Raw genomic sequence first — 18298 nt, forward strand, 5'->3', positions numbered from 1 at the left:
GATGGAGAGTGGAACGGTCGTGCACGGACGAGGGCGGAGAACCGCGGAGGTCCGGGAGGAGAAGCCCCGTTCTCGCGTCAGTCTAGGCAGTCGCCGACGGCCGATCCGGTGGTCAGCAGCCGCTGCTCCGCCCCCGTCCGAGTGTCAGGCCGGCCGTAGACGAAACCCTGCACATCGGTCACCCCGAGCTCGCGCAGGGCGACGATCGTCCCCTCGTCCTCCGCGCCCTCGACGATCATCCGGACCCCGACGGCGACGGCGAACGACTGCATCGCCCGGACGATCTCGCGCTGGCGCATCTCGGTCGTCAGCTCGGCGATCAGGGCGCGGTCGAGCTTCACGATGTCGAGCGGGAAGGTCGCGACGGCGAGCGCGGAGGAGCCCTCGGTGCCGAAGTCGTCGAGCGCCAGCAGCACGCCTCCGTCGCGCAGGGCCTGCGCCTGCGCGCGCAGCGTGTCCGTCGCTCCCGCGAGCGAGCCCTCGCTCAGCTCGAGGCAGAACTGCACGCCCGGGAACCGCGCGGGGACGGCGGCGAAGAACGGGCCGAGCCGGTCGGCGGCGAGCTGCTCCAGGTCCGCGTTGACGCTCATGCACTCCACCCCGGCCCCGGAGTCGCGGAAGCAGGCGGCGGCGGACATCGCCTTCTCCACCACCTGGACGGTCAGCTCGTCGAGCAGGCCGGCGTGGCGCACGGTCCGGATGAGCAGGGACGGGTCGATCCGCCCGAGCGCCGGGTCCTCCAGCCGCACGAGCGCCTCATAGGCCCAGATCCGGTCGGTGCGGAGGTCGACGACGGGCTGGAAGGCGAGGTCGAGGGTGCGGTCGCGGAGGGCGCGCGACGCGGCCTGGCGGACCGGGTCGGTCAGCACCGAGGTGACGTCCAGGCTGCTCGAGCGCCCGCGGCCCGAGCGGCCCCGGCCGCGCTTGAGCGCGAGCATGCTGCGGTCGGCCTCGATCACGATGGTCGTCGGGTCCGGCTCCTCGTGCGCCGAGAAGGCGACGCCGACGGTCACGACCGGGGCGAGCGTGTCGCCGTCGACGGTCGCCGGCTCGCTCACCCGCTCGACCAGGGCCTGCGCCCGGGCGCGCGCGTCCTCGGCCGAGTCGAGTCCGCGCAGGATCAGCGCGAACTCGTCGCCGCCGACCCGCGCGGCGAACCCGCCCTCGACGGTGACCTCCGCGAGGCGCTCGCCGACCACGCGCAGCATCTTGTCGCCCACGTGGTGCCCGCGGCCGTCGTTGAGCTCCTTGAAGTCGTCGAGGTCGAGGAAGAGCACGGCGATGCCCTCGAAGGGCGTCCGGTCGCGGTTGGCGGCGACGAGCGCCCCCTGGAACGCGCGCTGGTTCGGCAGCCCGGTCAGCGCGTCGTGGTCGACGGAGCGCCGCAGCGACTCGACGTCGTAGCGGGTGGCGAGCGTGTCGGCGCCCATGTGCGCGAGGGCGTCGAGGATCTGCTCGTCCTCGGCGTCGAACGGGACCGCGCTGACCCGCTTGGACGCGACGACGTAGCGGGTCCGGCCGTCGGGAAGGACCATGGCCGAGGCGATCTCGCTCCCGGAGGCCGGCTCGTCCCGCACCTCGATGGCGTCCGCCTCGATCGAGGTCCGCGCATGCACGACGATCTTCCGCTCGGCCTGCGCCACGGTCCCCCAGGGCAGCCCGAGCGCCGCGTCGAGGACGCCGGAGAGCCGGCGCCGCACCCGGCCCACCTCGATCCGCTTCGCGACGCTGAAGACCAGCGCGCCGACCACGAGGACGACCATCGGGCTCTGCTCGATCGCGGGGTCCCCCGCCATCGCCGGCACGACGACCGCGTCGAGGAACCAGACGACCGTGCTGAGCGCCCAGACGAGGAGGAGATAGGCCCCGACCCGCTTGGGCGCGAGGGCGCCGAAGCCGAGCTCCCACTGCATCCCCCAGCGGCCGCGCTGGCGGACCAGGTCGACGAGCAGGATCACGGCGAGGAAGAGGGCACTGGCCGCGAGCAGCGCGATCGGCGGCGTCAGCGCGGCCCTCGTCGCCTGGAACACGGTCACGAAGAGCAGGGCGGCGAGCGAGCCGAGACCGGTGACGTAGCCGGCCACCGCGAGGCTCCGGGTCTGCAGCAGCTGCGTGACGAGGCTCGCCGCCGTCCACACGCCGAGCAGGCGGAACGGGTCGGCCTCCGGGGCCATGATCACGAGGAGCGTGACCGTCAGCCCGGCGATCGGCATCCCCGAGCGGCGGCCGAGGTTCATCCGCAGCGACGCGGTGAGGGCGACGGCGACCCCGAACGCGGCGACGAACGCCCAGCTGATCGGCGGAGTGATGATCAGCAGCGCGGTCGCCCGGGCCACGAGGACGAGCGCGAAGACGGTCAGCGCACCCGCGATCGCGATGTCGAGGAGGCCCAGCTCGCGCGTACGGTGCATGCTGGCATGGTAGGCGGTGGTCCGACGCGGGGCACCCGGGCCCGGCTGTCGACGATCCCTGCGGTCCGAACGCCCCAGTTCGGAGGTCTGCACGCGGTGGCGCGGCGCAGGACTGTGAGCCCATGCCTCCCCTTACCGCTCTGACTGCCGACCTCACCCGTCGCAGCCTCTTCGCCTCCCCCCTGGGCGTCGCTCTGGCCGATTCCGCCCCCTCCGACCCCGTCCTGCACTCCGAGATCGCCGCACCGGGCGGGGTCGCCGGCCTCGACTCCACCGCCACCGTCCCCGTCGCCCAGCTGCCCGAGGCGGTCCGCACCGTCTCCGGCGAGCGCCCCGTCGCGAAGGGCGAGCTCGTCTACAACGTCCAGGACTACGGCGCGACCGGCGACGGCAGCACCGACGACCTCCCCGCCATCGACGCCGCGATCGACGCGGCCGTCGCCAGCTACGGCGGTGTCGTGTACTTCCCGCGCGGCATCTACCGCATCGCCGGTTCGATCGGCCGCGCCGGGGGCCTCGCGAGCATCGCCTTCCGCGGCGCGGGCGAGCTGTCCACGCGGATCCGCTCGCTGACGAACGCCCCCGTCGTCACCGGCGCCTTCTCCGCCTGCCGCTTCGACAACCTGATCCTCGACGCGAACGACCTCGGCTCGCCCTGCGTCTCCGCGCACCTGGACAAGACCGTGCTCGACTCGCTGCAGCTCTACGGCTGGACCGGCTACGGGATGCGCCTGAACGACGGCACCTTCGGCGACCTCGGCCTGCTCAACCGCATCCAGCGCTGCAGCATCGACCAGTGCACGGGCATCGGCATCTGGACGGGCTACCGGATGATCGACTCCTGGATCGTCGAGAACAACATCGGCGCGAGCTACGCCGACCTCTCGATCGAGGGCGGTCCGATCCGCATCCTCGGCAACCACCTCGACGGCTCGCCGCAGATCAACATCGAGCTGCGCGGCAACCGCCGCGTCACGATCGCGAACAACATCATGGAGGGGGCGCGCAAGCAGTCCCTCGTCTACACGATGCCGCCGTGGCTGACCGAGGACCTCGCGCAGATCCAGATCGTCGGCAACGCGATCAGCAACGGCGGCAAGGCCGCGGCGAACACCTACCCCGCCATCGCGATCCTCGGCGTCTCGCCGACCGCCCGGACCGTCGGCTTCAGCATCACCGGCAACATCTTCGCCTGCGAGGACGCCGGCTCCGGCTGGACCCACTGCGTCGAGGCCCTGAACGCCCGCGCCGTCTCCGTCCTCGGCAACCAGTGGGCGACCGGCCACGTGAACGCCAAGCCGGTCCGCGCCGTCGGCAGCACGGCCTACGAGGTGATCGGCAACCACGGCGACAACGCGGTGAAGACCACGTAGCCGTCGGCCGCCGGCCGAGCAGCCCCGCAGGGGCGCGTCCATGCTGGTCGAGCAGCCCCGAAGGGGCGTATCGAGACCCACCCACCCCCGGGAGGGCGGATCTGCAGACCCGCCTCCCGGTGACGCCGGATCTCGATACGCCCGCTCCGCGGCCTACTCGATCAGCATGGAAGGGCCGCCCGCTCACTCCCCGCCCCGTTGCATGCTGGTCGAGCGGCCCCGTCGGGGCGCATCGAGACCCACCCATCGCCCGACCCGTGCCACCCTGTCCGCATGCCCCGACTCGACGCCTCCGTCACCGCGCACGTCGACGCGATGCACCACCCGCGCCGCGACCAGATCGAGCGCACGCGCGAGGCGGTCCTCGCCGCCGACGAGCGCCTCATCGAGTCGGTGAAGTGGAACGCCCCGAGCTACGCGATCGGCGCGCACCTGGTGACCCTCCGCCTCCGCCCCGGCGACCGCGTCGAGGTGATCCTGCACCGCGGCACCGCGCCCCTCCCGGACCGTCGCCTCGCCGACGCCCTGTCCGACCCCGACCACCGCCTCGACTGGCGCGCCCCCGACCGCGCCGTCCTGGCACTCGCCCCCGGCGAGGACCCGTCCTGGCTCACCCGTCTCGTCGCACAGTGGCTGGCGGCCATCGCCCCGCGCTGACTCGCTCGCCCCTCTCCCGACCTCCGGCACGCGGATCCACCTCCGGCACGCCGGAACCGCCCGGTCCCGCGAGCCGAACCCGATCCCGCGAGCCCGAGGTCCTCCCGAGCCGCGCACCCGCCCCGCGCGTCAGCGCCAGGCCAGCGCCGACCGCTCGGCCCAGTACTCCCCCGGATCCTGTGCCGGCAGCCCCTCCGGCACCGCGACGGCCCGCGCGCGCACGTTCTCCCGCAGCTGCCCCGGAGTCGCCGCCCCGCTCAGCACCACGTCGGCCCACGACTGCCCGAGCGCCGCACCGAGCGCGACGTCCTCCGGCGCCGCGGGCAGCCGCCGCAGCAGCTCCGGCGCGCGGTCACCGACGAGCCGCCCGTTCGCGAGCGCCTCCTTGACCACCACGGTCCATCCGGCGTCGTGCGCTTCGGCGAGCGCCGCTCCCGCCGAGCGCTCCAGCAGGTTCCAGGTCGTCTGCACCGTGCTGAACGGCGAGTCCGGGATCGCCAGGGCGAGCCGGATCGTCCGCGCCTGCTCCGGTCCGCTGGTCGAGAGCCCGACCGCGACCCCGGATCCCGCGAGCCCGCGCAGCCGATCCAGCAGCGCCCGGTCGACGAGCGCCGGGCTCTCCGGAGTGATCGAGTGCACGAGGTAGCGGTCCGGAGCGCTGCCCAGCGCCGCGAGCGTCGCCGACCACTGGCGCTCGAGCATCGCGACCGAGTGCTCCTTGCGCTCGTGCACGGCCGCGTCCATCGCCCACTCGCCGACGTACTCGTAGCCCCACTTCGACTCGACGGTCAGCTCGCTGCGCCGCTCCGGATGCTCCGCGAGCCAGCCGCCGAGGAACTCCTCGGCGCGCCCGTAGGACCGGGCCACGTCGGAGAAGCGGACGCCCAGATCCCACGCCGTGTCGAGCAGCTCGTGCGTGCGCCCGCGGAGGGCCTCGACGCTGCGCCCCTCCGGCGGCCCGAGGTCGCCGTCGCGCCCCGCGGTGATGTAAGCCGGTCGCCCGACGGCGGCCAGGCCGAGGCCGAGGCGGGGAGTGCGGGATGCCATGGTGCTCGTTCCGTCCGGGGGTGCCTCCACCGTAGCCACCGCCCGCGCGCCCCGCCCGTCCCGCTACCGTCGAGCGGTGACCACCGCCGACCGCCGCACCCTCGACCGCAGCATCCTGCGGCTCGCCGTGCCCGCGCTCGGGGCGCTGATCGCCGAGCCGCTGTTCCTGCTCACCGACTCCGCCCTCGTCGGCCACCTCGGTGCGGTGCCGCTCGCCGGCCTCGCCCTCGGCGGCGCGGTGCTGCAGACGATCGTCGGCCTGATGGTGTTCCTCGCCTACAGCACGACTCCCCGGGTCGGCCGCGCGCTCGGCGAGGGCGACGAGCGCCGGGCGGTGGCGGCCGGGATCGACGGCGGCTGGCTCGCGCTCGCGCTCGGCGCGGTCATCGCGGTCGCCGGAGCCATCGCCGCCCCCGCCCTCATCGGACTCTTCGGCGCGGAGCCCGCAGTCGCCGATGCAGGGGTCCGCTACCTCTCGGTGAGCATGGCCGGGATCCCCGCGATGCTGGGCGTCTTCGCGCTCACCGGGCTGCTCCGCGGCTTCCAGGACACCCGCACCCCGCTGATCATCGCGGGCGGCGGATTCGCGCTGAACGCGGCCCTGAACGCCGTGCTGATCTACCCCGCCGGCCTGGGGATAACCGGGTCCGCCCTGGGGACGGTCGTCGCGCAGTGGGGGATGTTCGGCGCCTACGCGGTGATCGCGCTGCGGCTCGCCCGGCGCACCCGCGCACCGCTGCGCCCGCACTCCGCCGGACTGCGCGCCTCCGCCGGTTCGGGCGGCTGGCTCCTGCTGCGCACCGCCTCGCTGCGCGCCGCCATCCTGATCGCCGTCGCGGTCGCCGGCTCGCTCGGCGCCGAGGAGCTCGGCGCGTTCCAAGTCGCGATGACGATGTTCTCCACCGTCGCCTTCGCCCTCGACGCCGTCGCGATCGCGGCGCAGGCGCTGCTCGGCCGCCTCCTCGGCGAGGGCGACCCCGCGCAGGCCCGAGCGGTGGCGAAACGCTGTGTGACCTGGGGAATCGGCGCGGGAGTCACCCTCGGAGCGGTCATCGTCGCGACCAGCGGAGTGCTCCCGTTCGTCTTCTCGAGCGACGCGGAGGTGCTCCGCCTGCTCCCCGCGGCCCTCGTCGTGGTAGGCCTGACGGCCCCGCTCGGCGGCTACGTCTTCGTCCTCGACGGGGTGCTGATCGGCGCCGGCGACGGCCGCTACCTCGCGCTGAGCGGCCTCGCGAACCTCGCCGTCCTCGCCCCGCTGGCCCTCCTCGCGCCCCTCGCGCCCGAGGACTGGCGCCTCCTGGCCCTCTGGATCGCCTACGCCGTCGGCTTCCTCGGCGCCCGCGCGCTCACCCTCGGCCTCCGCTTCCGCGGCGACGTCTGGCTCCGCTGACCCTCGAACGAAGTTTCGAACACCCTGTGGACAACCCTGTGCACAACTCCCGGCGACCCCCGCGTCCACCCCTCCCCGCGAGATGCCACTTGAGTACGCGACACGCCGCGAAACGCGGTCACAAGTGGCATCTCGCGGAGGGGATCAGGGCGCGTCAGCGCGGAGGAGCGCTCGTCGTGCCGCGGTGGAAGACGGCCTCGAAGCAGACCGGCTCGGCCTCGTCGCCGGCGATCAGCGCGAGCACGGCGCGGGCGGCGGCCCGGCCCTTCTCGACCGCGGGCTGCGCCATCGTCGTCAGGTCGTACTCGGCGGCGAGCCCCGGCACCTGCACGCCGTCGAAGCCGACCACGGACACGTCCGCGGGCACCCGCAGCCCGAGGCGCTCGGCGGCGAGGATCACGCCGGCCGCCAGCAGGTCGCTCTGCGCGATCACGGCCGTCGGCGGCTCGTCCGCGCCGAGCAGCGCCTGCCCGGCCGCGACGCCCTCGTCCACCGTGCTCGCCCCCGCGGTGACCACGTCCAGGTCGCCGAACACGTCCTGCGCCCCGAGCAGCCGCTCGACCGCCGTGATGCTCGGACTCGAGCGCCAGTCCGCCGGGAGCGGTCCGCGCCGCCGGTCCTTCGCGAAGGGCAGCGAGACGACGGCGACGCGCTCGTGCCCGAGCTCCCGCAGATGCTCGGCCAGCGTGCGGGTCGCCTCCCGGTTGTCGAGCGAGACGACGGCAGCGCCGAGATCGGAGACCCCCTCGACCACCACGACCGGCACGCCGCGGCGCCGCAGCACCGCCACCGAGTCGTCGACGGAGGGACTGCAGCCGACCAGGATCATCGCGTCCACCGGCGCCGTCGCCAGCAGTCCCGAGCCGCCCTCGGTCTCGGTGAGCAGCAGGATGCCCGCATCGGCCCCGCCCAGCACGTCCGCGATGCCGTCGAGCATCGCGATCTTGATCGGGTCGCGGAAGGCGTGCAGCACGCGCTCGTCGACGACGACCCCGACGATCCCCGAGCGCCCGCGCCGGAGCGACTGCGCCCGCGGATCCGGTCCGGCGTAGTCGAGCTCGGCGGCGGCCTGCAGCACCCGCTCGCGGGTCCCGGCCGAGACCGGCCCGGCGCCGCTGAAGACGAGGGAGGCGGTCGACGGCGACACTCCTGCCCGGCTCGCGACCCGCGCGAGGGTCGGTCGCGACGTCGGCGATCCGGCGCTCTTCGACTCCACGGCCCTGCTCGACTCCACGGTGCTCCTCGTCCCCGGTCCGGAGGCCGTCGTCGGGCGACTCGTCCTTGACCGGTCCGGGCGTTCCGGATAGCTTAGACCGGCCCGCATCGAATCGATTCGATTCCGTTCGATCCGGCCCCACGACCGCCCCGCGATCAGCCAGGACCCCGCATGACCTCGACCTCCGCCCTCAGCCGCCCCCAGCTCGTCGCCTGGCGGAACGCCGTCTTCACGATCTTCGTGCTGAGCGGCCTCTCGATCGCCACCTGGGTCTCGCGCACTCCCGCCATCCGCGATGAGCTGCAGCTCTCCACCTCGGGCGTGGGCCTGCTGATCCTCTCGATGTCGATCGGCGCCATCGTCGGCCTCAGCCTCTCGACCGTGATCATGTCGGTGCTCGGCGCCCGCCGCGGCATGGTCGCCGGGCTCGTCGTCTGCTCCTCCGGTCTCGCGCTCCTCGGTCTGGCGGCCGACGCGTTCGGTGCCCTCCCGCTCGCCTTCGCGGGCATGGTGCTGCTCGGCTTCGGCAACGGCGCGGTCGACGTGATGATGAACGTCGAGGGCGCCGCGAACGAGAAGGCCTTCGGCAAGACCCTGCTCCCCCTCTTCCACGCCTTCTTCAGCCTCGGCACCGTCCTCGGCGCGATCCTCGGCGCCGCCGCCTCCGCGCTCGCCGTGCCCGTCGCCGCGCACCTCTGCGGCGTCGCCGTCGTCGTGGTGCTCACCGTCTCGGCCGCGATCCGCTCCGTCCCCGTCCGCGACGAGCTCGACACCGCGGGCGTCGCCACCGTCGCGAAGGCGCCGGTCCGCGAGCGCGTCGCCGCCTCGCTCGGCGTCTGGCGGGACGGGCGCCTCGTCCTGATCGGTCTGATCATGCTGGGCATGGCCTTCGCGGAGGGCTCGGCCAACGACTGGCTGACCCTCGCGATGGTCGACGGCCACGGCACCGACAAGACCACCGCCGCGATCGTCTTCGGCGTCTTCGTCGCGGCGATGACCGTCGGCCGCGTGCTCGGCGGGCCCGTGCTCGACCGCTTCGGCCGGGTGCCCGTGCTGCGCGCCTCCGCAGGCCTGGCCATCGTCGGCATCCTCCTCTTCATCCTCGCCCCGGTCGACGGGCTCGTGATCGCGGGAGCGGTCGCCTGGGGTCTGGGCTGCTCGCTCGGCTTCCCGGTCGGCATGTCCGCCGCGGCCGAGGGCCCCCACTCGGCGGCCCGGGTCAGCGCCGTCGCGATGCTCGGCTACGTCGCCTTCCTGGTCGGCCCGCCCGCGATCGGCTTCCTCGGCGAGCACTTCGGGCTGCTGAACGCGCTGTTCCTGGTGCTCGCGCTCGTCGTCGTCGCCGGAGTCGCCTCGCCCGCCGCCCGGTCGCAGAAGGCCCCGGCGGAGCGCGTGCAGGACGGAGCGTCCGCGTGAGCGCCCCCGGCCTCGAGCCCTGCCGCGTCGCCGTCGTCACCGGCGCCAACCACGGCATCGGCGCCGCGATCGCGGAGCGCCTGGCCGCCGACGGGCTCGCCGTGCTGGTCGCCTTCCTCGCCGAGGAGCTGCCGGAGCACGAGCCGGAGCGCCAGCGCCTCGCCCACCGCACCGACGGCGAGCAGGTCGCCGAGCGGATCCGCGCCGCCGGCGGCCGCGCCCGCGCCGTCTCCGCCGACCTCCGCGACGCCGCCTCCGCCGCCCTGCTGCTCGACGCCGCGGAGGAGTCGCTCGGCCCGGTCGACGTCCTCGTGCACAACGCCACCGGCTCGATCGTCGACACCTTCCGCGCCCGGGCGAGGGACTGGATGGGCCGCCCCCAGCGCCGCGTCGACGCCGCGAGCATCGACCGGGTGCTCGGCATCGACGCCCGCGCCGGCGCGCTGCTGATCGCCGAGCTCGCCGAGCGGCTGGAGCGCCGCGGCGGCCACGGCGGGCGGATCGTCACGCTCACCTCGGGCGGCGAGCGCGGCTTCCCCGGCGAGGTCTCCTACGGCGCCGCCAAGGCCGCCCTGGTGAACTACACGATCTCCGCCTCGCTCGAGCTCAGCCCGCTCGGCGTGACCGCCAACGCGGTCCACCCGCCCGTCACCGACACCGGCTGGGTCACCGACGACGTCCACGCCGCCGTCGCCGCGAACGACGCCTTCTTCGACGTCGCCCGCCCCGACGAGGTCGCCGACCTCGTCTCCTACCTCGTCTCCCCCGCCGGCCGCCGCGTCACCGGCAACGTCCTCCGCATGGCCTGACACCCCCGGATCTCGCCACGGCCCCTCCGCGGCCTCCTCGATCAGCACGGATCCGCTTCGTGCCGATCGAGCGGCCCCGCAGGGGCGTCTCGAGACCCACCCGCCGGCCCCCGCCCGACCGTCGCCGTCTATCCTCGACGGGTGCGTCTCGTCATCGCGCGCTGCTCCGTCGACTACACCGGCCGTCTCAGCGCCCACCTCCCCCTCGCCACCCGACTCCTGCTGGTCAAGGCCGACGGCAGCGTCCTCGTGCACTCGGACGGCGGCTCCTACAAGCCGCTGAACTGGATGAGCCCCCCGTGCACCCTCAGCACCGGCGAGCCCGACGAGGACGCCCTCGCGGCCGGAGTCCTCGAGCAGTGGACGGTCACGCACAAGAAGACCGGCGACGCCCTCGTGGTCTCGATCCACGAGGTGCTGCACGATTCGGCGCACGAGCTCGGCGTCGATCCCGGCCTGATCAAGGACGGCGTCGAGGCCCACCTGCAGCGCCTGCTGGCGGAGCAGATCGATCTGCTGGGTGAGGGCCACACTCTCGTCCGCCGCGAGTACATGACGGCGATCGGGCCGGTCGACATCCTCGCCCGCGATTCCTCCGGCGCCGCTGTCGCAGTCGAGATCAAGCGCCGCGGAGAGATCGACGGGGTCGAGCAGCTGACCCGCTATCTCGAGCTGATGAATCGCGATCCGCACCTCTCGCCGGTGACGGGAGTGTTCGCCGCTCAGGAGATCAAGCCGCAGGCCAGGACCCTCGCGCAGGACCGCGGAATCCGCTGCGTCGTGCTCGACTACGAGTCGATGCGCGGCGTCGACGACTCGCACACGCGCCTCTTCTAGCGCCCGCGTCCCCCTTTCCAGGGTCCCGCTGCGGGATTCCGGGAGCGGCCGCAGAAACCCGCACGCGAAAGGCCCCGTCGACGGATCGACGGGGCCTTTCGACGGGGTGGCGCGACCTCTCGGTGCGCCGGGCGCGACTCTACTTGTGCGCGGCGGCGTAGGCCGCCTGGACCTCGGCGGGGATGCGGCCGCGGTCGGACACCTGGTGTCCGTTGGCGTTCGCCCACTCGCGGACGGCCTTGAGCTGCTTGGGGTCGCTCTTCGACGCCGAGGCGACCGACGTGGCGGCAGCCGGACGCGATCCGACGCGACGGCCGTTCGAGACGAACTTCTCCAGAGCGGAGTGCAGCTCGGCGATGTTGTCCGGTCCGAGGTCGATCTCGTAGTTGGCTCCGTCGATGCTGAAGCGGACGGTGCCGCCGTCACCGGAGTCGATAGGCGTTCCGTCGATATCGTCGACAAGCGTGATCTTCTGGGCCACTTTTCCTCCTGGATGTCACTGACAGGAGAAGACGATACCCCTTCTCCACCGTCCGACGAGTACTTATCGGCGCCATTCGCGCGAATCATCGCCATGATCTGCGCCGATACTCAGGATAAGCCGGTGCAATCCGCCTGAGAATCGGCTCATCTCTCCGCCATCCGTCGTATATCGCATCTCGTCGTCGAATGAGCGCGATTGTCGCGACAGATTCGAGAGATGGCGCGAACCCGGATACCGTGAAGACATGCCCCGGAGGAACGGACCCCCTGCCCGCCCGTCGCGACCCGGCCCCTACCGCAACACGGCGGCGCGCGAAGCGCTCGAGGCGCTGGTCGCCGACGCGACCGCGGAGGGGGTGGAGCGCCTCCTCACCGCCTGCCTCGAGGGCTCGCTCGTCGTGGACGTCACCGGCTCGCAGCCCGGCGGAGTGCCGCACGTGCGGGTGGTCGCGACGACCACCGGCGAGCAGGTGCTCCCGCTCTTCACCTCCACCGATGAGCTGCGCGCCGCGGTCCCACGGCAGCAGCACCCGCGCGTGCAGATGCTGGTCCTGCCCGGCCGCGAGGCGTTCGCGCTGATCCGCACCGCCGACTTCGTGGCCGTCCAGCTCGACGCCGGCTCGATCGCCCAGGTCGTCGCCCGGTCGTTCATCGAGCAGTCCCTCGACGCCGCGGCACCGTAGAGTGTTCCCCCCGACGGGGCGCACCGCCGGGATCACCTTCGTCCCTCGAGGGCAGGAGCCCGCCATGTCCGACACCACCCTCGCGCCCGACGCCCAGCCCGGCATCGAGGCGACCTGGAGCTGCATCCTCTTCGATCTCGACGGCACGATCACCGACTCGGCGCCCGGCATCACCGGCACCCTGGTCGAGACCTTCGTCGAGCTCGGCCGCCCGGTCCCGACCCCCGCGGAGCTGCTCGCCTACGTCGGCCCGCCGCTGCTCGACGCGTTCCGCGAGCTGGGCGGGATGAGCGTCGACGAGGCGCAGGCGGCCCTCGTCGTCTACCGCCGCCGCTACAACGCCGGCGGGCTCTTCGACTCCAGCGTCTACCCCGGTCTGCCGGAGCTGCTGGCGGGCATCGCCGCCTCGGGCATCCCGCTCTCGCTCGCCACCTCGAAGCCGGAGTCCGCCGCGCGGCGCGTCCTCGAGCACTACGGGCTCGCCCAGCACTTCACGATCATCTGCGGCGCCTCGGAGGACGAGGTCCGCAGCGCGAAGGCGGACGTGGTGGAGGAGGCGCTGCGCCGCCTCCGCGAGATCGGGGTCGACCTCTCGACGCCCGTCATGGTCGGCGACCGCGAGCACGACGTGCACGGCGCCGCGGCCCACGGGGTGCCGACGATCATGGTCGAGTGGGGCTACGGCTCGCCGATCGAGGCGGTCGGCACGATCGCGGTGGTCTCGGGCGCGGACGAGCTGCGGGCGCTGCTGCTGCCGTGAGGCGCGCACCCGCGAGCGGGGCGCTCCTCCTGCGGCGCGCCCTTCCCGTCGCGGGCCCCGTACGATGAGGGCATGACTGGTCTGGGCGTCGTCCTCTCTTTCGTGCTCTTCCTCGGCGGCATCCTGGTGCTCGGCAACTCGTTCCTGCTGCCCGACCTCGCCGGCTTCCTCTTCTTCGGCGGGATCCTGATGATCTCGGCGTCGCTCGGGCTCGCCTTCCACCTGCTGCCGAAGTCGGAGTAGCGCTCAGCGCCTCCCGCGCACCGCGGCCGCCCGGCGCCGCGCGGGCTCTCAGCCCAGGTAGTTCGCGTCGAGGTTGATGACGTTGCCGATGTAGACCGCCTCGCCCGCCCCCGCGACGCCGGGGTTCATCCGCAGCAGCTGCTGCACGGGGATCCCGAAGCGCTGGGCGATGTCGAAGAACGAGTCGCCCGAGACCACGGTGTAGGTCACGATGTCGCCCGCGGCGTTCCTGGTCGGCTCGCCGGACGCACCGGGGACCGCGCCGTTGTCCACGGCGAACGCCGTCTCCGGGATCACCGGGACGTCGTTCGGAGTGAAGGTGACCGTCGCCTCCGGAACCGGCACGAAGACCGTGGCGGTCGACTGCGGGAGCGCCGCCGTGACGGTCGGATCGGGAGTCGGCGTCGCCGTGGCGAAGACCGTGACCGTGGGGGCCGGAGCCGGTGCGGAGCAGCCGGCGAGCGCCGCCGCCGCCACGAGCGCGAGCGCGCCTCCGAGTACTCGTGCGCGCATCTGCTCCCCCTCGTCGCGCCCTCCCCCGGGCGCACGGTCCCACCCTAGAAGAAGGACGGGGAGCGGAGTGACCGGACGGCGCGGCGGATCGGACGCCGGGCGCCGGTCACGCTTTCGGCTCGGGCAGCAGCCGCAGCCCGCCGCCGCCGTTCGCCGCATCCATCAGCACCTCGACCCAGGACGGGTTGATCGTCGGCTGGCGACTGCCGGCGAAGTGGAACTGCAGCGCGATGTTCGGATTCATCCAGAACGAGTGGCGGCCGCGCGCCCCCTCGGGCATCGAGTCGAGGGTGAGGCTGAAGCGCTCGTCGCGCCGGAACTTCGCGTAGACGACGATCTGCAGGTGCGCGAGGGTCCGGTCCTCGATCTCGATCACGGCCGGCGGTGTGCCGTAGAGGAATTGACCCATGGAGCCAGCCTATCCCTAGTCCGACTCTTTACTAGAAGGTCTAGCTAGTTCTCGGCTTCGTCGGAGGCGGCGGCGGGGGCGGCGGCGCCCGTCTCGACCTCGTCCGCGTCGATCTCGTCGACGGCGGCGCCCATCCGGCGGAGGAAGTTGACGACCACCTCGGCCTCACCCGCGTCGAGGTCCTCGGCGATCTCGAGCATCCGGCGGTGCATCTGCTGCAGCGTCTCGCGGACCTCCTGATCGCTGTCGACCGTGGCCTCGACGACGATGCCGCGCCGGTCGCTCGGGTGCGGCTTCCGCACCAGGTGCCCGCTGCGGACGAGGCGGTCGATCAGCACGGTGGTCGAGGCGGAGGAGATCGAGAGGTGGGCGGCGAGGTCCTTCGCGCTGACGAGGTCGCCCTCGCGCTGCCGGCGGAGCAGGAACTGGATCGCGATGAGGTCGGTCTCGCCCATCGCCATCTTCTCGCGCGTGCGGCGGCGCATCGCGACCTCGGAGACGCGGTAGCCGCGCATCGCGCTCAGCACCTCGACGGCACGACGCGTCGACGACTCGTCCGGGTACCAGTAGCCGGCGCCGCCCCGGACCGTCGTCTCGCTCATCCGGCCATCCTAGACGCGCGTGCAATCAGGCCGTCTAGCGAGATCGGGCCCCCGCGCACCCGCCTACGCTGGACCGGTGACCGCCACCCTCGTCGCCAAGGGCCTCTCCGGAGGCTACGCGCACCGCACCCTGTTCGACCGCCTCGACCTCACGGTCGCCCCGGGCGACGTCGTCGGCGTCGTCGGCGCGAACGGAGCGGGCAAGTCCACGCTCCTGCGCATCCTCGCCGGCGAGACCGCCCCGCTGGAGGGCGGCGTCGTGCTCGCGCCCGGCGACGCCTTCGTCGGCTGGCTGCCCCAGGAGCACGAGCGCCGCGAGGGCGAGACCGTCGCCGGCTACATCGCCCGGCGCACCGGGGCCGCGGAGACCTCGACCGAGCTCGACGAGGCCGCCTCCGCACTGGCCGAGCCCGACCCCGACGGGCGGATCGCCGACCGCTACGCGCTCGCCCTCGACCGCTGGCTGGCGAGCGGCGCCGCCGACCTCGACGAGCGGACCCCGGTCGTCCTCGCCGACCTCGGCCTCGCCCTCGACGCCACCGGCCGCACCAGCGGCGTGGCCGCCGACTCCCTGATGACCTCGCTCTCCGGCGGGCAGGCGGCCCGCGTCGGCCTCGCCGCCCTCCTGCTCTCGCGCTTCGACGTGGTGCTGCTCGACGAGCCCACCAACGACCTCGACCTGGACGGCCTCGAGCGGCTCGAGGCGTTCGTCCGCGGACTGCGCGGCGGAGTGGTGCTCGTCAGCCACGACCGCGAGTTCCTCGCCCGCAGCGTCACCCGCGTGCTCGAGCTCGACCTCGCGCAGGGCACCACCACCGTCTACGGCGGCGGCTACGACGCGTTCCTGGAGGAGCGCGAGACCGCCCGCCGCCAGCGCCGCGAGAAGTACGAGGACTTCGCCGAGAAGAAGGACGACCTCGTCTCGCGCGCCCGCACCCAGCGCGAGTGGTCGAGCCAGGGCGTCCGCAACGCGATGAAGAAGGCGCCCGACAACGACAAGATCCGCCGCAAGGCCTCGGCCGAGTCGAGCGAGAAGCAGGCCCAGAAGGTCCGCCAGATGGAGAGCCGCATCGCCCGGCTCGAGGAGGTGGAGGAGCCGCGCAAGGAGTGGCAGCTCGCCTTCACCATCGGCAGCGCCCCGCGCTCGAGCTCGGTCGTCTCGACGCTGAACGGCGCGGTGGCCCGCCGCGGCACCTTCACTCTCGGCCCGGTCTCGCTGCAGGTCGACGCCGGCGACCGCATCGGCATCACCGGCCCCAACGGCGCCGGGAAGTCGACGCTCCTGTCGCTGCTGCTGGGCCGCTCCACTCCCGAGGAGGGCGGTGCCTCGCTCGGCGCGAGCGTCGCCATCGGTGAGATCGACCAGGCGCGCGCGCTGCTCGCCTCCGACGTGCCGCTCGCCGACGCCTTCGAGGCGCTCGTGCCGGAGTGGCCGACCGCCGAGGTGCGCACCCTCCTGGCGAAGTTCGGCCTCAAGGTCGACCACGTCTCGCGCCCCGTCGGCGAGCTCTCACCGGGCGAGCGGACCCGCGCCGCCCTGGCGCTGCTGCAGGCGCGCGGCACCAACCTCCTCGTGCTGGACGAGCCGACCAACCACCTCGACCTCGCCGCGATCGAGCAGCTGGAGCAGGCGCTCGAGGCCTACGAGGGCACGCTGCTGCTGGTCACCCACGACCGCCGCATGCTCGAGACCGTGCAGCTGACCCGCCACTGGCACGTCGAGGCGGGCGTCGTCACCGAGCGCTGACCCGCGCGCTCGACCTCACAGCGACGCGGCGCGCGCCAGCAGCAGCGCGCGGGTGCGCTCGTTGCCGGCCAGCGAGGCGGCCGTCGCGAGCTCGGCCCGCGCCTCCTCCCGCCGGCCCAGGCGCGCGAGCAGCTCGCCGCGCACACTCGGCAGCAGGTGCGAGGCCCGCAGGGCGCCCTCGGTCGCGAGCCGGTCGACGACGAGCAGCGCGGAGGCGGGGCCGGTCGCCATCGACAGCGCGACGGCGCGGTTCAGCTCGACGACCGGACTCGGCGACACCCGCCCGAGGATCTCGTACAGCAGCACGATGCGCTCCCAGTCGGTCGCGGCCACGCTCGGCGCGATCGCGTGGCACTCGGCGATCGCCGCCTGCAGTCCGTAGGAGCCGCGGCCCTTGCCGACGCGATCGGCGCGCCGCAGCGCCTCCCGGCCGCGCTCGATCTGGCCGCGGTCCCAGCGGGTGCGGTCCTGGTCCTCGAGCAGGACCGGAGAGCCGTCGGGCGCCGTCCGCGCCGCGAACCGGGAGGCCTGCAGCTCCATCAGGGCGAGCAGCCCCAGCACCTCGGGCTCGCGCGGCAGGAGCGCGGCGAGCACCCGCCCGAGCCGCAGCGCCTCCCCCGCCACCTCGGTGCGCAGCCAGCGGTCCCCCGAGGTCGCCGCGTAGCCCTCCGTGAAGACCAGATAGACGACCCCGAGCACCGCGTCGAGCCGCGCCTTCCACTCCGCCGGCTCCGGGACCTCGAACGGCACGCCCGACGCCGCGAGCGACTTCTTCGCCCGGACGATGCGCTGCTGGACGGTCGCGACCGGCACCAGGAACAGCCGCGCGATCGCCTCCGTCCCGAGCCCGCCGACGAGGCGCAGGGTGAGCGCGATGCTCGCCTCCCGGGACAGGACGGGGTGGCAGGCGGTGAAGACCAGCCGGAGCACGTCGTCCTCGATCGGCCGCCACTCGACGTCGATGCTTTCCTCGAGGGTGCGCGCGAGCAGGCGGTAGCGGTCGTCGAGCGCGGTCCTGCGCCGCCAGCCGTCGATCGCCCGGCGCTTGGCCACCGCCGTCAGCCAGGCCCCGGCGTTGCGCGGGACACCGGTCGTCGGCCACTGCTCGAGCGCCTCGACGAGGGCCTCCTGCGCCAGGTCCTCGGCCACGCCGACGTCACCGGTGACCCGGGCGAGCGTCGCGACGATGCGCGCGCTCTCGATGCGCCAGACGGCGGCGACCCGTGCGCGGGTCTCCTGCCCGGGAGCCGTCGGCGTCATGTCAGCCGTTCTCGGCGCGGGCCTTCTCGTCCTCGCGCCAGCCGGCCTCCTTCTGCAGGTACTCGTTGTCGGCGAAGTCCGCGAAGTCGCTCTCGTCGGTGACGCGGCGCACCTCGAGCGTGTTGCCGGGGACGAGCGGGCAGCGCAGCGCCCACTCCTTCGCCTCCTCCTTCGAGGAGACCTGGATGATCCAGAAGCCGTTGAACAGCTCGTGCGTCTCGCCGTAGGGGCCGTCGGTGATCGCGGCCGGCTCGGAGGAGAAGTCGACCACGAACCCGGAGGTCGCGACGTCGTCGGAGAGGCCCTCGCCCGCGAGCAGGACGCCCGCGGTGATCATCGCCTCGTTGTACTGCCCCATCCGGGTGATGATCTCGTCGAACGGGATCTCCTCGTAGGCGGCCTTGGCGGCGTCGGTCGCGCGCATGATCAGCATGTACTTCAC

General features: G+C 73.4%; 19 protein-coding genes. 10 read left to right on the forward strand and 9 right to left on the reverse strand.

Translation table 11 applies throughout. The features are described from left to right. Positions 1-77: 77 nt before the first annotated feature. Positions 78-2411 (reverse strand): bifunctional diguanylate cyclase/phosphodiesterase, encoded by a 2334-nt coding sequence (locus GTU73_RS00485; RefSeq protein ID WP_160086027.1) that lies wholly within the window; start codon positions 2409-2411, stop codon positions 78-80. Positions 2412-2533: 122 nt separating this feature from the next. On the opposite strand from GTU73_RS00485, the gene GTU73_RS00490 reads away from it, so the two are divergent. After that, the gene (locus GTU73_RS00490; protein WP_160086029.1) at positions 2534-3784 is read left to right on the forward strand and encodes a glycosyl hydrolase family 28-related protein; all 1251 of its coding nucleotides are present in this window, start codon (positions 2534-2536) and stop codon (positions 3782-3784) included. A 273-nt stretch (positions 3785-4057) separates the two neighbouring features. After that, a complete protein-coding gene (locus tag GTU73_RS00495) occupies positions 4058-4441 on the forward strand; it encodes a DUF1801 domain-containing protein (protein ID WP_160086031.1) in 384 nt (127 codons plus the stop codon). Between the two features lie 129 nt (positions 4442-4570). On the opposite strand, the gene GTU73_RS00500 is transcribed toward GTU73_RS00495, so the two are convergent. Continuing rightward, positions 4571-5488: an aldo/keto reductase gene (locus GTU73_RS00500; RefSeq protein WP_160086033.1), complete on the reverse strand. Its 918-nt coding sequence runs from the start codon at positions 5486-5488 to the stop codon at positions 4571-4573. A 76-nt stretch (positions 5489-5564) separates the two neighbouring features. Here GTU73_RS00500 and GTU73_RS00505 point away from each other — a divergent pair, with 76 nt between their 5' ends. Then, the gene (locus GTU73_RS00505; protein ID WP_244231709.1) at positions 5565-6878 is read left to right on the forward strand and encodes an MATE family efflux transporter; all 1314 of its coding nucleotides are present in this window, start codon (positions 5565-5567) and stop codon (positions 6876-6878) included. Between the two features lie 154 nt (positions 6879-7032). On the opposite strand, the gene GTU73_RS00510 is transcribed toward GTU73_RS00505, so the two are convergent. After that, positions 7033-8112: a substrate-binding domain-containing protein gene (locus GTU73_RS00510; protein WP_244231710.1), complete on the reverse strand. Its 1080-nt coding sequence runs from the start codon at positions 8110-8112 to the stop codon at positions 7033-7035. 153 nt (positions 8113-8265) lie between these two features. Between GTU73_RS00510 and GTU73_RS00515 the strand changes: the two genes are divergently transcribed. The 3 genes from GTU73_RS00515 to nucS all read left to right on the forward strand — a co-directional run bounded on the left by GTU73_RS00515 (position 8266) and on the right by nucS (position 11156). After that, positions 8266-9510, forward strand: a complete 1245-nt coding sequence (locus tag GTU73_RS00515; RefSeq protein WP_160086039.1) for an MFS transporter — start codon at positions 8266-8268, stop codon at positions 9508-9510. Next, on the forward strand, positions 9507-10319 hold the full coding sequence (locus tag GTU73_RS00520) for an SDR family NAD(P)-dependent oxidoreductase (RefSeq protein WP_160086041.1): 813 nt from the start codon (positions 9507-9509) through the stop codon (positions 10317-10319). Before GTU73_RS00515 ends, GTU73_RS00520 begins: the two co-directional genes overlap by 4 nt. Before the next feature lie 141 nt (positions 10320-10460). Beyond that, on the forward strand, positions 10461-11156 hold the full coding sequence (gene nucS, locus GTU73_RS00525; protein ID WP_160086043.1) for an endonuclease NucS: 696 nt from the start codon (positions 10461-10463) through the stop codon (positions 11154-11156). Between the two features lie 139 nt (positions 11157-11295). On the opposite strand, the gene GTU73_RS00530 is transcribed toward nucS, so the two are convergent. After that, a complete protein-coding gene (locus GTU73_RS00530) occupies positions 11296-11637 on the reverse strand; it encodes an Lsr2 family protein (RefSeq protein ID WP_160086045.1) in 342 nt (113 codons plus the stop codon). A gap of 247 nt (positions 11638-11884) precedes the next feature. Here GTU73_RS00530 and GTU73_RS00535 point away from each other — a divergent pair, with 247 nt between their 5' ends. The 3 genes from GTU73_RS00535 to GTU73_RS00545 all read left to right on the forward strand — a co-directional run bounded on the left by GTU73_RS00535 (position 11885) and on the right by GTU73_RS00545 (position 13325). Then, positions 11885-12322, forward strand: a complete 438-nt coding sequence (locus GTU73_RS00535) for an SseB family protein (protein WP_160086047.1) — start codon at positions 11885-11887, stop codon at positions 12320-12322. Positions 12323-12386: 64 nt separating this feature from the next. Further along, positions 12387-13082, forward strand: a complete 696-nt coding sequence (locus GTU73_RS00540) for an HAD hydrolase-like protein (RefSeq protein WP_160086049.1) — start codon at positions 12387-12389, stop codon at positions 13080-13082. Positions 13083-13154: 72 nt separating this feature from the next. Beyond that, positions 13155-13325 carry a hypothetical protein gene (locus tag GTU73_RS00545; RefSeq protein WP_160086051.1) on the forward strand — a complete coding sequence of 57 codons (171 nt, stop codon included), beginning with the start codon at positions 13155-13157 and terminating at the stop codon, positions 13323-13325. A gap of 48 nt (positions 13326-13373) precedes the next feature. On the opposite strand, the gene GTU73_RS00550 is transcribed toward GTU73_RS00545, so the two are convergent. The 3 genes from GTU73_RS00550 to GTU73_RS00560 form a co-directional block, all read right to left on the reverse strand. Further along, positions 13374-13838: a LysM domain-containing protein gene (locus GTU73_RS00550; protein ID WP_160086053.1), complete on the reverse strand. Its 465-nt coding sequence runs from the start codon at positions 13836-13838 to the stop codon at positions 13374-13376. Between the two features lie 106 nt (positions 13839-13944). Beyond that, the gene (locus GTU73_RS00555; RefSeq protein WP_160086055.1) at positions 13945-14247 is read right to left on the reverse strand and encodes an ATP-dependent DNA ligase; all 303 of its coding nucleotides are present in this window, start codon (positions 14245-14247) and stop codon (positions 13945-13947) included. A gap of 44 nt (positions 14248-14291) precedes the next feature. Next, positions 14292-14849, reverse strand: a complete 558-nt coding sequence (locus tag GTU73_RS00560) for a MarR family transcriptional regulator (RefSeq protein ID WP_160086057.1) — start codon at positions 14847-14849, stop codon at positions 14292-14294. 76 nt (positions 14850-14925) lie between these two features. Here GTU73_RS00560 and GTU73_RS00565 point away from each other — a divergent pair, with 76 nt between their 5' ends. Continuing rightward, positions 14926-16596, forward strand: a complete 1671-nt coding sequence (locus tag GTU73_RS00565; protein WP_160086059.1) for an ABC-F family ATP-binding cassette domain-containing protein — start codon at positions 14926-14928, stop codon at positions 16594-16596. 15 nt (positions 16597-16611) lie between these two features. On the opposite strand, the gene GTU73_RS00570 is transcribed toward GTU73_RS00565, so the two are convergent. Together GTU73_RS00570 and GTU73_RS00575 are read right to left on the reverse strand one after the other, a co-directional pair. After that, complete coding sequence (locus tag GTU73_RS00570) at positions 16612-17856, reverse strand: RNA polymerase sigma factor (protein WP_160086061.1); 1245 nt, start codon at positions 17854-17856, stop codon at positions 16612-16614. 1 nt (position 17857) lies between these two features. Beyond that, positions 17858-18298 (reverse strand): YciI family protein, encoded by a 441-nt coding sequence (locus GTU73_RS00575; RefSeq protein ID WP_160086063.1) that lies wholly within the window; start codon positions 18296-18298, stop codon positions 17858-17860.

Source organism: Rathayibacter sp. VKM Ac-2804 (assembly GCF_009866655.1).
In the GTDB taxonomy this organism is placed as follows: domain Bacteria; phylum Actinomycetota; class Actinomycetes; order Actinomycetales; family Microbacteriaceae; genus Rathayibacter.

What these genes read in the sequence shown, in the direction of transcription:
- GTU73_RS00550 (WP_160086053.1), bottom strand. Translation starts at nt 13,838, where the DNA reads ATGCGCGCACGAGTACTCGGAGGCGCGCTCGCGCTCGTGGCGGCGGCG.
- GTU73_RS00495 (WP_160086031.1), top strand. Translation starts at nt 4,058, where the DNA reads ATGCCCCGACTCGACGCCTCCGTCACCGCGCACGTCGACGCGATGCAC.
- GTU73_RS00555 (WP_160086055.1), bottom strand. Translation starts at nt 14,247, where the DNA reads ATGGGTCAATTCCTCTACGGCACACCGCCGGCCGTGATCGAGATCGAG.
- GTU73_RS00570 (WP_160086061.1), bottom strand. Translation starts at nt 17,856, where the DNA reads ATGACGCCGACGGCTCCCGGGCAGGAGACCCGCGCACGGGTCGCCGCC.
- GTU73_RS00540 (WP_160086049.1), top strand. Translation starts at nt 12,387, where the DNA reads ATGTCCGACACCACCCTCGCGCCCGACGCCCAGCCCGGCATCGAGGCG.
- GTU73_RS00560 (WP_160086057.1), bottom strand. Translation starts at nt 14,849, where the DNA reads ATGAGCGAGACGACGGTCCGGGGCGGCGCCGGCTACTGGTACCCGGAC.
- GTU73_RS00535 (WP_160086047.1), top strand. Translation starts at nt 11,885, where the DNA reads ATGCCCCGGAGGAACGGACCCCCTGCCCGCCCGTCGCGACCCGGCCCC.
- GTU73_RS00515 (WP_160086039.1), top strand. Translation starts at nt 8,266, where the DNA reads ATGACCTCGACCTCCGCCCTCAGCCGCCCCCAGCTCGTCGCCTGGCGG.
- GTU73_RS00490 (WP_160086029.1), top strand. Translation starts at nt 2,534, where the DNA reads ATGCCTCCCCTTACCGCTCTGACTGCCGACCTCACCCGTCGCAGCCTC.
- GTU73_RS00485 (WP_160086027.1), bottom strand. Translation starts at nt 2,411, where the DNA reads ATGCACCGTACGCGCGAGCTGGGCCTCCTCGACATCGCGATCGCGGGT.
- GTU73_RS00545 (WP_160086051.1), top strand. Translation starts at nt 13,155, where the DNA reads ATGACTGGTCTGGGCGTCGTCCTCTCTTTCGTGCTCTTCCTCGGCGGC.
- GTU73_RS00500 (WP_160086033.1), bottom strand. Translation starts at nt 5,488, where the DNA reads ATGGCATCCCGCACTCCCCGCCTCGGCCTCGGCCTGGCCGCCGTCGGG.